This is a genomic window from Mycobacterium scrofulaceum, from assembly GCF_002086735.1.
GTDB classification, from domain to species: domain Bacteria; phylum Actinomycetota; class Actinomycetes; order Mycobacteriales; family Mycobacteriaceae; genus Mycobacterium; species Mycobacterium scrofulaceum.
Window position 1 is genome coordinate 34335 of sequence record NZ_MVIJ01000016.1, and the last position, 13177, is coordinate 47511.

Annotated in this window: 15 protein-coding genes; 14 read left to right on the forward strand and 1 reads right to left on the reverse strand. The window is 68.0% G+C overall.

The features are described from left to right. Window positions 1–59 precede the first annotated feature (59 nt). Together BST44_RS12660 and mtr are read left to right on the forward strand one after the other, a co-directional pair. Complete coding sequence (locus BST44_RS12660; protein ID WP_244184805.1) at window positions 60–1079, forward strand: alpha/beta hydrolase; 1020 nt, start codon at window positions 60–62, stop codon at window positions 1077–1079. Window positions 1080–1082: 3 nt separating this feature from the next. Then, window positions 1083–2462: a mycothione reductase gene (gene mtr, locus BST44_RS12665; RefSeq protein WP_083177467.1), complete on the forward strand. Its 1380-nt coding sequence runs from the start codon at window positions 1083–1085 to the stop codon at window positions 2460–2462. Window positions 2463–2604: 142 nt separating this feature from the next. On the opposite strand, the gene BST44_RS12670 is transcribed toward mtr, so the two are convergent. After that, window positions 2605–3093 (reverse strand): Fur family transcriptional regulator, encoded by a 489-nt coding sequence (locus BST44_RS12670; protein WP_083177468.1) that lies wholly within the window; start codon window positions 3091–3093, stop codon window positions 2605–2607. Window positions 3094–3247: 154 nt separating this feature from the next. Between BST44_RS12670 and nicT the strand changes: the two genes are divergently transcribed. From nicT to BST44_RS12725, 12 genes are all read left to right on the forward strand, one after another. After that, window positions 3248–4363, forward strand: a complete 1116-nt coding sequence (gene nicT / locus BST44_RS12675) for a Nickel transporter NicT (protein ID WP_083177469.1) — start codon at window positions 3248–3250, stop codon at window positions 4361–4363. 93 nt (window positions 4364–4456) lie between these two features. After that, a complete protein-coding gene (locus BST44_RS12680) occupies window positions 4457–4792 on the forward strand; it encodes a hydrogenase maturation nickel metallochaperone HypA (RefSeq protein WP_083177470.1) in 336 nt (111 codons plus the stop codon). 28 nt (window positions 4793–4820) lie between these two features. After that, entirely contained in the window at window positions 4821–5591 is a 771-nt protein-coding gene (hypB, locus tag BST44_RS12685; RefSeq protein ID WP_083177471.1) for a hydrogenase nickel incorporation protein HypB, read from the forward strand. Between the two features lie 229 nt (window positions 5592–5820). After that, window positions 5821–6876, forward strand: coding sequence for an NADH-quinone oxidoreductase subunit B family protein (locus BST44_RS12690; protein ID WP_083177472.1), 1056 nt, complete (start codon window positions 5821–5823; stop codon window positions 6874–6876). An 80-nt stretch (window positions 6877–6956) separates the two neighbouring features. Then, window positions 6957–8756, forward strand: coding sequence for a nickel-dependent hydrogenase large subunit (locus tag BST44_RS12695; protein ID WP_083177473.1), 1800 nt, complete (start codon window positions 6957–6959; stop codon window positions 8754–8756). Next, on the forward strand, window positions 8757–9650 hold the full coding sequence (locus tag BST44_RS12700) for a NifU family protein (RefSeq protein WP_083177474.1): 894 nt from the start codon (window positions 8757–8759) through the stop codon (window positions 9648–9650). Further along, window positions 9647–10282 (forward strand): DUF5947 family protein, encoded by a 636-nt coding sequence (locus BST44_RS12705; protein WP_083177475.1) that lies wholly within the window; start codon window positions 9647–9649, stop codon window positions 10280–10282. Before BST44_RS12700 ends, BST44_RS12705 begins: the two co-directional genes overlap by 4 nt. Continuing rightward, entirely contained in the window at window positions 10279–10932 is a 654-nt protein-coding gene (locus BST44_RS12710) for a DUF6084 family protein (protein WP_083177476.1), read from the forward strand. The genes BST44_RS12705 and BST44_RS12710 overlap by 4 nt, the downstream gene beginning before the upstream one ends. After that, window positions 10929–12254: a hypothetical protein gene (locus BST44_RS12715; protein ID WP_142274475.1), complete on the forward strand. Its 1326-nt coding sequence runs from the start codon at window positions 10929–10931 to the stop codon at window positions 12252–12254. The genes BST44_RS12710 and BST44_RS12715 overlap by 4 nt, the downstream gene beginning before the upstream one ends. A gap of 12 nt (window positions 12255–12266) precedes the next feature. After that, complete coding sequence (locus BST44_RS31685) at window positions 12267–12386, forward strand: DUF6893 family small protein (protein WP_439330718.1); 120 nt, start codon at window positions 12267–12269, stop codon at window positions 12384–12386. A 12-nt stretch (window positions 12387–12398) separates the two neighbouring features. Then, window positions 12399–12920, forward strand: coding sequence for a hydrogenase maturation protease (locus BST44_RS12720; protein ID WP_083177477.1), 522 nt, complete (start codon window positions 12399–12401; stop codon window positions 12918–12920). Beyond that, window positions 12911–13177 (forward strand): HypC/HybG/HupF family hydrogenase formation chaperone, encoded by a 267-nt coding sequence (locus BST44_RS12725; protein WP_083177478.1) that lies wholly within the window; start codon window positions 12911–12913, stop codon window positions 13175–13177. Before BST44_RS12720 ends, BST44_RS12725 begins: the two co-directional genes overlap by 10 nt.

Genomic DNA, 13177 nt, shown 5'->3' on the forward strand with positions numbered 1-13177 from the left:
AACGGCGTGCGCCTTCCGGCGGCCAGCAAAACCTCTAAGCTGGCCTGGTGAGTGGCGGGGTGACTGGCTGGGTGCCCGATGTCCTGCCCGGTTATTGGCAGCGCACCATCCCCCTCGGGCCGGATCCGGTCGGCGAGGGCGAGATCGTCGCGACGCTGATCCGGCGTGGCGAGCCTGACCAGCCCTCCGGCCCCTCAGCCGCTGGCCACGCGGTGCTGGCCGTGCACGGCTACACCGACTACTTCTTCAACACCGCGCTGGCCGATCACTTCGCCGATCGCGGCTTCACCTTCTACGCGCTGGACCTACAGAAATGTGGCCGCTCGCGCCGCGACGGTCAGACACCGCATTTCATCACCAACCTCGACGACTACGACGCCGAACTCGAGCACGCCCTGGCGGCCATCCGCGAGCAGGACCGGCCCGCCACGGTCCTGGTTTACGGCCATTCCTCCGGCGGGCTGATCGTGTCGTTGTGGCTGGACCGGCTGCGCCGGCGCGATGCCGCGGCACACGCCGGCATCGGGGGTTTGGTGCTCAACAGCCCGTTTCTGGACCTGCACGGCCCGGCGGTCCTGCGCCTCCCGGTGACCGCGGCGCTGATCGCCGGCCTGTCCCGGGTGCGGTCCAAGGGGGTGGTGCGGACGCCGACCGACGGCGGTTACGGCACCACGCTGCACCGCGACTATCACGGCGAGTTCGACTACAACCTGCAGTGGAAACCGGTGGGCGGCTTCCCCATCACGCTCGGCTGGCTGCACGCCATCCGGCGCGGCCACGCGCGGCTGCACCGCGGGCTCGACGTGGGGGTGCCCAACCTGATCCTGCGTTCGGATCACACCGTCCGGGAAACCAGCGACGCGGCGTCCATGCAACGTGGCGACGCGGTGCTCGACGTCACCCAGATCGCCAGGCGGGCCGGCTGTATCGGCAATCACAGCACGATCGTTCCGATCGGCGACGCCAAACACGACGTGTTCCTGTCGCTGCCGCAACCGCGGCAGGCTGCCTACCACCAGCTCGACCGCTGGCTGGATCATTACGTCGCCGCCGACCGCACGTCCTCGAAGAAGGGCTGAGGAGTGGAGACGTACGACATCGCGATCATCGGAACCGGTTCGGGCAACACCATTCTCGATGACCGTTTCACCGGCAAGCGTGCGGCGCTGTGCGAGCACGGCACGTTCGGCGGCACCTGCCTGAACGTGGGCTGCATCCCGACCAAGATGTTCGTCTACGCCGCTGAGGTCGCCACCACGATCCGGGAGGCGGCGCGCTACGGGGTCGACGCCCACATCGACCGGCTGCGGTGGGACGACATCGTCTCGCGGATCTTCGGGCGGATCGATCCGATCTCGATGAGCGGCGAAGACTACCGCAGCGTGTCTCCCAACATCGACCTGTACAGCCAGCACACCCGGTTCGGGCCGCGCCAGCCCGACGGGCGCTACCTGCTGCGCACCGATGCCGGCGACGAATTCACCGCCGACCAGGTGGTGATCGCGGCGGGGTCCCGGCCGGTGATCCCGCCGGCGATCCTGGACTGCGGCGTCGCCTATCACACCAGCGACACGATCATGCGGATCCCCGAGCTGCCCGAGCACCTGGTGATCGTCGGAAGTGGCTTCGTGGCAGCCGAATTCGCCCATGTCTTCTCCGCGCTCGGCGTGCGGGTGACCCTGGTGATCCGGGGGGGCACGATGCTGCGGCACTGCGACGACACCATCTGCGAACGCTTCACCCGCATCGCGGCCGCCAAATGGGAACTGCGCACGCACCGCAACGTGGTGGGCGGCACCGACGACGGCTCCGGCGTCGCGCTGCGACTCGACGACGGATCCACGCTGAGGGCCGACCTGCTGCTGGTTGCGACCGGGCGAGTGTCCAACGGCGACCTGCTGGACGCCGAGCAGGCGGGTGTCGACGTCGAGGACGGCCGGGTGGTGGTCGACGAATACCAACGTACCTCCGCCCGTGGGGTTTTCGCCCTCGGCGACGTCTCGTCGCCGTATCAGCTCAAGCACGTCGCCAACCACGAGGCCCGCGTCGTGCGGCACAACCTGATCTGCGACTGGGACGACACCGATTCGATGGTGAGGACCGATCACCGCTTCGTGCCGTCGGCGGTGTTCACCGACCCTCAGCTCGCGTCCGTCGGCCTGACCGAAAACCAGTCGATTGCAAAGGGATTCGATGTTTCGGTCGCGATACGCGACTATGGCGACGTCGCCTACGGTTGGGCGATGGAGGACACCACCGGGATAGTGAAGCTCGTCGCCGAGCGGAGCACCGGCCGCCTGCTGGGCGCGCACATCATGGGCCCCCAGGCGTCGTCGATCATCCAGCCGCTGATCCAGGCGATGAGCTTCGGGCTGACGGCGCCGCAGATGGCCCGCGGGCAGTACTGGATCCACCCGGCGCTGCCCGAGGTGGTCGAGAACGCGCTACTGGACCTGTACTAGTGGCGATCGCAAGCGCGGCCGTGGCGATCGCAAGCGCGGCACAGCCGCGCGAAGCGGGTCGCCACATTCGGCACAGCCCCGCGAAGCGGGTCGCCACATTCGGCACAGCCCCGCGAAGCGGGTCGCCACATTCGGACCGGGCTCAGCGCCCTGATCGTTTGAGCGGCTTGGCGTCCTGGCACTGCGGGCACAGCCCGTGCAACGTCAGGCCCGCGGCCTCGGAGAGCGCGAAGGAACTTCCCGCCATCGCGTGTTCGAGCGCCGAACTGAGCTGCCGGGCGGGCACCTCGATGATCGCGCCGCATTCGGTGCAGACGGCGTGGTGGTGCGGCGCCGTCGCCATCCCGTAGGTGGTGACACCGCCGTCGAGGGTCAACGCGTGCAGCACGCCCTGCCCGACCAGGGTGGTCACCGTCCGATAAATCGTCGCCACGTCGGGGGCGTGCGCGCCGTGCGGCAGGCCGGCCTGCACCCGCTTGTGGATCTCCGCCACCGGCAGGTGCCCGTCCACCGGCTCGAGCACCGCCAGCACCTCGATGCGTGAGGACATCCGCCGCAGCCCGCGGGCGCGCAGAAGATCGCCGATCCGGGCGGTGACGGACGGGTCCAGTGCCGACGGCTTGGGCGTCACCCGTTCAGTGTCGCGCCGGTCAGCTGGGCGCGCCAGTTTTCGGCCGAATTGGCCCCGCCCCGGTCGCGGGGATTCCTGCAACCCACTTGCATCTAGTCGACGGCGGCACATACAGTCGTGCCGGTTGTTTCCCGCCCGACGCCGAAGGACCCCAGTGGCCGGTACTGAGCTCGACTGGCGCCCGTCATGGACGACCAGGCTTCGCAGCGCCCTCACGGCGGCGGAGTGGTGGCGACTCGCGGCCATGTCGGCGATCATCGTCGCGCTCCACGTCATCGGCTGGTTCACCCTGATGGCTTTGGTGACCCCGGCGCAATTCAGCCTCGGAGGCAAGGCGTTTGGCGTCGGCGTGGGGCTGACGGCCTACACGCTGGGCATGCGGCACGCGTTCGACGCCGACCACATCGCCGCCATCGACAACACCACCCGCAAGCTGATGAACGACGGCCAGCGCCCCCTGGCCGTCGGTTTCTTCTTCTCGCTGGGCCATTCCACCGTCGTCTTCGTACTGGCGATCCTGCTGGCGTCCGGGGTCAAGACGATCGTCGGACCGGTCCGCGACGACTCCTCGACGCTGCACCACTACACGGGGCTGATCGGCACCGGCGTCTCCGGGGTGTTCCTCTACGCGATCGCACTGCTCAACGTCGTCGTGCTCGTCGGGATCCTGCGGGTGTTCGCCCGGTTGCGCCGCGGCGACTACGACCCCGAAACCGACGGGGCCGAACTCGAACGGCAGTTGGACAACCGTGGCCTGATGAACCGGTTCCTCGGCCGCTTCACCAAATCGATCACCAAGTCGTGGCACTCCTACCCCGTCGGGCTGCTGTTCGGGCTCGGCTTCGACACCGCCACCGAAATCGCGCTGTTGGTCCTGGCGGGCACCAGCGCGGCCGCCGGATTGCCGTGGTACGCCATCCTGTGCCTGCCCGTCTTGTTCACCGCGGGCATGTGCCTGCTGGACACCATCGACGGCTCGTTCATGAACTTCGCCTACGGCTGGGCGTTTTCCAACCCGGTGCGCAAGATCTACTACAACATCACGATCACCGCGTTGTCGGTCGTCGTCGCGCTGCTGATCGGCAGCGTCGAACTGCTCAGCCTGTTCGCCGAGCAATTCGGCTGGCGGGGGCCGTTCTGGAGCTGGATCGGCGGGCTGGACCTCAACGCCGTGGGCTATTTCGTCGTCGGGGCGTTCGTCGTTACCTGGGCGGTGGCCCTGCTCGTCTGGCGCTACGGCCGCCTCGAACAAAAGTGGACTTCCTCCTGAGCGTTCGCCCACCCACACTGCTGCGCGGCCGGGCCCTTCGGGTGTAGAACAGTGCTCATGGGCCTCGCTGCGGGCGGATGCCGGTGACCGGCGGTGCATGAGCTGTCGCTGTGCGAAGCGATCGCCGGGGTGGTCAAGACGCATGCCGACGGCCGGCGCGTCGACGTGGTGCGGGTTCGGATCGGCGCGCTGCGCCAGGTGGTGCCCGAATCCCTGTCGTTCTGCTGGACGCTCGTGCGCGACGCCGAGAACATGCCGGGGGCCGAGCTGGAGCTCGAATGCGTCGGCGCGGAGGTGCGCTGCCGTGCCTGCGGCCGCCGATCGGAGATCACGTCGGCCTGGTCGATCTGGTGCCCGGAGTGCGACAGTTCCGACGTCGAGGTGTTGCGTGGCAACGAATTCTTGGTGACCTCGCTGGACGTCTCGTGAAAAGCGCTTTTCCCGAACGGATTTGACCATGGGAAGATTTCATCGGCATGACGACGGCACCGTGCACACCCACGCCCACGACGATCCGGATCACCGGCACGGCGATCACGGGGGCTACCAGACCGGCAAGCAGCGTGTCGACGTGCTGGAAGCGATCTTCGCCGAGAACGACCTCCTCGCCGACGCCAATCGGGCGGCATTCGACAGCAACGGTGTACGCACCGTCAACCTGATGAGCTCGCCGGGATCGGGCAAGACGACCGTGCTGCAGGCCACGCTCGACGAGCTCGCCGGCGAGCTGGCCATCGGGGTGATCGAGGGCGACATCGCCACGGACCTGGACGCCGCCAAGCTCAGCGGTCGCGGCGCCCAGGTGTCACTGCTCAACACCAGCAACGGTTTTGGCGGCGAATGCCACCTCGACGCGCCGATGGTGAACCGCGCGCTGCCGGGACTCGACCTGCCCGCACTGGACCTGGTGATCATCGAGAACGTCGGCAACCTGGTCTGCCCGGCGGAGTTCGACGTGGGCGAGCACGCCAAGGCCATGGTCTACTCGGTGACCGAGGGCGAGGACAAGCCGCTGAAGTACCCGGTGATGTTCCGGTCGGTGGATGTGGTGTTGCTCAACAAGATTGACTTGGTCCCCCACCTCGACGTCGACGTCGACACCTACATCGCCCACGTGCGCAAGGTCAATGCGACCGCGACGATCCTGCCGCTCAGCGCGCGCACCGGCGCCGGGATGGCCGCGTGGTTCGGCTGGCTGCGGCGCTTCGCCGCCGACCGCCCGGGCTGACCTGCCCGTTCCTGCAAGCACTTTGCATGAGCGCGTCACCGCCGGCCGGGCCCGCGCGGGCGCCCGGCGGCGCGAAAGGCTTTGCAACGGTTGTCTAACTACTTGGTGCCGCAGAACCGTTGACACACCCGACGGTGAGGAGTAGACCCAAAAACTAGCGCTGCGCAAGTGGGCCGACGGTCGACTCCGGCGGCGCAGGGGTCTCAGCCCGGCCCCGGAAAGCTGCAGCATGCCAACAGAAGCAGCAGTCAAAGCAGAAGAAACATTGATCCATGTTCTCTGGATTAACGCGGGGCTCAGTTGTGACGGCGATTCGGTGGCGTTGACTGCCGCCACCCAACCCACGGTCGAGGAGATCGCCCTGGGCGCTCTGCCGGGGTTGCCGAAGGTCGCCGTGCACTGGCCACTCATCGATTTCGAATGCGGCCCCACCGGCGGCGCGGACGACTTCCTCTCGTGGTTCTTCAAGGCCGACCGCGGCGAGCTGGAGCCCTTCGTGCTCGTCGTCGAAGGATCCATCCCCAACGAAAAGATCAAGGACGAGGGCTACTGGTGCGGGTTCGGCAACGACCCGGCCACCGGCCAGCCGATGACCACCAGCGAGTGGCTCGACCGGCTGGCGCCCAAGGCCACCGCGATCGTGGCGGTCGGCACCTGCGCCACCTACGGCGGCATACACGCCATGGCCGGCAACCCGACCGGCGCGATGGGGGTACCCGATTACCTGGGCTGGGACTGGAAGAGCAAGGCCGGAATTCCGATCGTGTGCGTGCCCGGCTGCCCGATCCATCCCGACAACCTGTCGGAAACGCTGACCTATTTGCTCTACATGGCCACCGGTCAGGCGCCGATGATTCCGCTCGACGACGCGCTGCGCCCCAAGTGGCTGTTCGGCAACACCGTGCACGAAGGATGTGACCGGGCCGGATACTACGAACAGGGCGACTTCGCCACCGAATACGGCTCGCCGAAATGCATTGTCAAACTTGGTTGCTGGGGTCCGGTGGTCAAGTGCAACGTGCCCAAGCGTGGGTGGATCAACGGTGTCGGCGGCTGCCCGAACGTCGGCGGCATCTGCATCGGGTGCACGATGCCGGGCTTCCCCGACAAGTTCATGCCGTTCATGGACGAACCGCCGGGCGGGAAGTTTTCGAGCACCGCGTCGGGTCTGTACGGCACCGTGATTCGCAACTTGAGGGGTATCACGGCGCGCACCGTCGACAAGGAACCGCGGTGGCGCCACAGCGGTAACCAACTCACCACCGGGGCGCGCCGCACCTGGTAGGTCACCTACCGGGTCGGCGCGCTTCGCTCTCACCAATGAGCCGTCGGCCTTGAGCGCCTGCAGCGGGAAGAAGAAGTGCGATGACAACCATCATTCCGGAGCCCACCCACGCCAAGCGGGAACCCGGCCAACTGGTCGACATGGCGTGGGACCCCATCACCAGGATCGTGGGCAGCCTGGGCATCTACACGAAGATCGACTTCGAGAACCGCGAAGTGGTCGAGTGCCACAGCACCTCGTCGATCTTCCGCGGCTACTCCATCTTCATGAAGGGCAAGGATCCGCGCGACGCCCACTTCATCACCAGCCGCATCTGCGGCATCTGCGGTGACAACCACGCCACCTGCTCGTGCTACGCGCAGAACATGGCGTACGGGGTCAAGCCACCGCACCTCGGCGAGTGGATCGTCAACCTGGGTGAGGCAGCGGAATACATGTTCGACCACAACATCTTCCAGGAGAACCTGGTCGGCGTGGACTTCTGCGAGAAGATGGTGTCCGAGACCAACCCGAGCGTCCTTGCGCTGGCGGAGAAGACGCCGGCGCCGCAGGCCGGCGCGCACGGGTACCGGACGATCGCCGACATCATGCGATCGCTCAACCCGTTCAGCGGCGAGTTCTACCGGGAGGCGCTGGCGGTCAGCCGCTGGACGCGAGAGATGTTCTGCCTCATGGAGGGTCGCCACGTGCACCCGTCGACGCTGTACCCCGGCGGGGTCGGCACCGTCGCGACCGTGCAGCTGATGACCGACTACATGACGCGGCTGATGCGCTACGTCGAGTTCATGAAGAAGGTCGTGCCCATGCACGACGACCTGTTCGACTTCTTCTACGAGGCACTGCCCGGCTACGAGAAGGTCGGGCTGCGGCGCACCCTGCTCGGCTGCTGGGGCTCCTTCCAGGACCCCGAGGTGTGCAACTTCGAATACAAGGACATGGAGCGGTGGGGCAACGCGATGTTCGTCACCCCGGGCGTGGTCGTCGACGGCAAGCTGCTCACCCACTCGCTGGTGGACATCAACCTCGGCATCCGGATCCTTTTGGGCAGTTCGTATTACGACGACTGGACCGATCAGGAGATGTTCGTCAAGACCGATCCGCTGGGCAACGCGGTGGACCGGCGGCACCCGTGGAACCAGCACACCAACCCGCACCCCCAGAAGCGCGACATGGACGGCGGCAAGTACAGCTGGGTGATGTCGCCGCGGTGGTTCGACGGCACGGACCACCTGGCGCTCGACACCGGCGGCGGCCCGCTCGCCCGGTTGTGGGCGACCGCGCTGGCCGGCCTGGTCGACATCGGCTACGTCAAGGCGACCGGCAACAGCGTCAAGATCAACCTGCCCAAGACCGCGCTCAAGGGCCCGGTCGAGTTCGAGTGGAAGGTGCCCGAGTACGGCAGCAACACGATCGAACGGGACCGAGCGCGCACCTACTTCCAGGCCTACGCGGCGGCGTGCGCGCTGCACTTCGCCGAGAAGGCGCTCGAGGAGATCCGCGCCGGGCGGACCAAGACCTGGGAGCGCTTCGAGGTGCCCGACCAGGCCATCGGCTGCGGCTTCACCGAGGCCGTGCGCGGCGTGCTCAGCCATCACCTGGTCATCCGGGACGGCAAGATCGCCAACTATCACCCCTACCCGCCCACCCCGTGGAACGCCAACCCGCGCGACAGCTTCGGCACGCCGGGGCCCTACGAGGACGCGGTGCAGGGCCAGCCCATCTTCGAGGAGAACAGCCGGGAGAACTTCAAGGGCATCGACGTCATGCGCACGGTGCGCAGCTTCGATCCGTGCCTGCCCTGCGGCGTGCATATGTACCTGGGTAAGGGCAAGACCCTGGAGAGACTGCACACGCCGACACAGTCACCCGTCGGGGAGTGATTGAAGGTGGATCGCCCGGAGAACCTTGACAGCGAGGCGCGTTGGCGCACAGCGGGCGATCGGATCCAGACCTTGCTGGATTCCTGCGCGACGGGTGGCGCGGCCGCGCAGGAACGCGCCCGGGAGTTGGTCCGCGAGGTGGTCGGGCTCTACGGGGCCGGGCTGGAACGGATCATGCTGCTGGCCCAAGACGGTCCAGGCCCCGGCCTGGCCGAGCGGCTGGCCACCGACGACCTGGTGGCCAGCCTGCTCCTGGTCCACGGCCTGCACCCGCACGACCTGCACCGCCGGGTGTCCGACGCCCTCGACCGGGTGCGGCCGTATTTGGGCTCGCACGGCGGCGACGTCGACCTGCTGGAGGTCACCGATGACGGGGTGGTGCGGCTCGCCTTCACCGGCAGCTGCAAGAGCTGTCCGTCGTCGGCGGTGACGCTGGAGCTGGCGGTCCAGGACGCCGTGCGCGCCGCGGCGCCCGAGGTCTCGTCGATCGAGGTGGTGGCCGCGGAATCCGCGCCCGGCCCGGCCGTGATCCCCGCCGAATCCCTGCTGGCCCACGTTCATTCGACCAGCTCGACCTGGTACCCGGTACCCGAACTGGCCGAGCTGGCGCCCGGCGAGGTGGCGGGCTTCCTGGTGTCGGACGTTCCGTTGTTGGTGTGCAGGATCGGCGACCTGCCGCTGGCCTACCGTGACCATTGTCCGGTGTGTGACGGCTCGTTGGCGGGTGCACGACTGCGCGAGACGCTGCTGGGCTGCCCCCGGTGCGGCACGCAATTCGACGTCATCCACGCGGGTGCCGGCGCCGACGGAACTCACCTCGAGCCGCTCCCCCTACTTGTTCGTGATGGCGTGCCATCGGTAGCGCTGGCCGAACCGATGGGCGCCCCGGCATGACGACTCCGTACGACGTGCTCACCCGCATCCGCACCAACCGGCCGGCCCCCGAACCGGCGGGCGAGCGGTGCGAGATGTGCTCGGAATGGATCGCCGACGAGCACCAGCATGTGGTGAACGTGACCGACCGGCAGCTCATGTGCGTGTGCCGCGCCTGCTATCTGCTGTTCACCGACGCGCGGGCCGAACTCCGCTACCGCGCGGTGCCGGACCGGTACCTTTCCTTCCCGGATTTCGCGCTGGACCGCCGCGCGTGGGAGACGCTGCAGATCCCGGTGGGCGTCGCGTTCTTCTTCACCAACTCCGCCCTCGGCCGCACCGTCGCCTTCTACCCGGGCCCGGCCGGGGCGTGCGAATCCGAGCTCGCACTCGACGTTTGGGACGCGCTCCGCGGCGCCGACGCTCGGGTCCGCATGCTGGCCGACGACATCGAGGCGCTGTTGGTCCGCGTCCCGGAAACCGGTGCACCGCAGAGCTATCTGGTCCCCATCGACGCCTGCTACGAATTCGTCGGGCGGTTGCGCCTGCTGTGGCGCGGGTTCGACGGCGGCCAGGAGGCGCGGGAATTCATCGACGGCTTCTTCGCGCACCTGGAAACCCGCGCCGCGAAGCAGCCTGAAACGCCGCCATGATGGACCTAGCCTTCACGGCCTTCACGGTCCTCGACGTAGCGCCCGAGCCGTACACCGTCAGCCCGGTGCTGACCGCGCGCGTCGCCGTGGATGCCGGCGATGCCACCGAGCCGGTCCACGCGATCGCCCTGCGCTGCCAGGTCCGCATCGAGCCGCTGCGGCGGTCCTACTCCGACGACGAGGCCGCCGGCGTGGTCGACCTGTTCGGCCCGCGGGAACGCTGGGCGAGCACCCAGCGCACCTTCCTCTGGCAGCACTGCAGCGCGATGGTGCCGGGGTTCACCGGCACCACGACGGCGGCGCTGCCCCTGGACTGCACCTACGACTTCGAGGTCGCCGCCGCCAAATACCTGCACGCGCTGCGCGACGGCGCGCTGCCACTTCAATTCCTGTTCAGTGGAACAATTTTCGTCAAATCCGAACGTGGGTTCTTCGTCCAGCAGGTGCCGTGGGACTGCGAATGCCGCTACGACATGCCGGTTGCCGTCTGGCGGCAGCTGATGGCCCAGCACTATCCGAACGCCGGCTGGGTGCGGCTGAGCCATGACACCATCGCCGCGCTGGCCGCCTACAAGTCGGCGCACGGGCTGCTGGACCTCGACCACGCCATCACCTCACTGCTGGACACGGACCGGGAGACGGCGCGGTGAGCGAGAATCGGGACCGGGCCCGCGCCGTCGCCGACGCGGTGCTCTACGAGGGCTACTTGCTCTACCCGTATCGCGGAACGTCGAGCAAGAACCAATCACGCTGGCAGTTCGGCGTTCTGGGACCGCCCGGGGCGCTGGACGCGGGCCTGGGCGAGGACGACACCATGGCTTCGCAGTTCCTGGTGGACGGCGCCGCGGAGCTGCGCCTGGTGGTGCGATTCCTGCAGTTGCAGCACCGCCGGGCCGAGCGCGAGGTCGCCCCCGGCGAATACCGGCCCGTCGACGAGCTGACGACCGCGGGCGGGTCGTGGCTCACCTGGGACGAGGCGGTCGAATGCGAGAGGTCATTCGGCCCTGTCGCGCTGGACGGCGGGCCGTGGACACTGTCGGTGACGGCGGACGCGGCCACCGACATCGAATTCCTCGATGGCGGTCGCCTCGTCCGGCAACGACGGGAGGTGCGTGGGGTGCTGACGGTCGCCAGCGAGGCGGACGGCGACCTGTGCCGGGTGTCGGCGCGGGTCCGCAACGTCGGTGACGGTGCGGCAGACAAGAACGACTCGATCGCGCGGTCGATGATCGGAACGCACCTGATCGCCGAACTCGAGCGCGGCCAGTTCGTTTCGCTGCTCGAACCGCCACCGGAGGCGGCCGACGCGGTGTCAAGGTGCGGCCAGCACCGCTGCTTCCCGGTGCTGGCCGGCCCGCCCGGCGTCCGCGACCTGCTGCTGGTCTCGCCGATCATCCTCTACGACCACCCCGAGGTCGCCGAACAGAGCGACACCGCCCTGTACGACTGCACGGAGATCGACGAAATCCTCACCCTGCGGGTGATGACCATGACGGACGCGGAGAAGGCACAGGCGCGGGCCACCGACCCCCGGGCGGCGCGGATCATCGACCAGTGCGACGCCATGTCCCCAGAGGCGATGGCGCGGCTCCACGGCGTGCTGCGCGATCCCCACGCGGTCCGCGGCCTGGTCCCGGAGGTTCCGAACGGAGTCGACTGGTGGGATCCCCTGGCCGACAACGCGGTCCGTCCGGAGATCGATGCCGTGCTGGTGAACGGGACCCGGGTAGCGCGCGGCAGCAAAGTGCGGTTGCGGCCCCGGCGCAACGCCGACGCCCAGGACATCTTCGTCGCCGGCAAGACCGCACGCGTCACCTCGGTGCACTCCGACGTCGAGGGCAACAAGCATGTCGCCGTCGTCGTCGACGACGACCCGGCCGCCGACCTGCACGACTGGTACGGCCGTTACCTGTATTTCTCGCCCGACGAAATCGAGCCGCTGGAAGCGCAACGCAGCCCGGCAAACTCGTGAAAGGAGTCCGACATGGAGATCATGGGTTGGATATTCGTCGCGATCATCGCGTTGGTGATCGCGATCGGACTGGTGCTGGGGGTGGCGTCGGTGCCCGATGCTCGCCGCTACCTCAAACTGAGGCGAATGTAGCCGGCCCGGGAGATGACGGCGCGCATCCTGGTAGCGGGCATCGGCAACATCTTCCTGGGCGACGACGGGTTCGGATCCGAGGTGATCCGCAACGCCGAGATCGCGCAGGACGACCCGAACGGCAATTCCTGCGTCCGGGTCACCGACTACGGCATCAGCGGCATGCATCTGGCCTACGACCTGCTCGAGGACTGGGACACGCTGGTGCTCGTCGACGCGGTGCCCAGCCGTGGCAGCCCCGGCACGTTACACGTCTTCCAGGCCGACCATGAATCGAATTCGGCGGCAACGGGTTTCGACGGTCACAGCATGGATCCCGCCGCGGTGTTCGCCAGCCTGCGCGCGCTGGGCGGCAGCCCACCGTACACGGTCGTCGTCGGTTGCGAGGCCGGCAGCGTCGAGGAGGGCATCGGCCTCACCGAACCCGTGGCCAGGGCGGTCCCCCGCGCCGCCCGCGCCGTCGAGGAGATCGTCGCGGCGCTGCAGTCCCACTCGGCCGCGACCAGCCGACAGGACCCCGAGCCATGTGCCTAGGGATCCCGGGCCGGGTGATCCGGATGCTGGACGGCTTCGAGGGGCAGCTCGCCCTGGTGGACGTCACCGGCGAACAGCGCAGGGTCAACGTCGGCATGCTGCCCGACGAGACATTCTCACCCGGCGACTGGATCATCATCCACATGGGCTTCGCCGTGGAAAAGACCGACCGTGCGGGGGCCGACGAGGCGATGGCCGGCCTGCAGCTGATGGGCAGGGGCTACACGGACCCGACGGATTTCCCGGAGGGCGGCTGA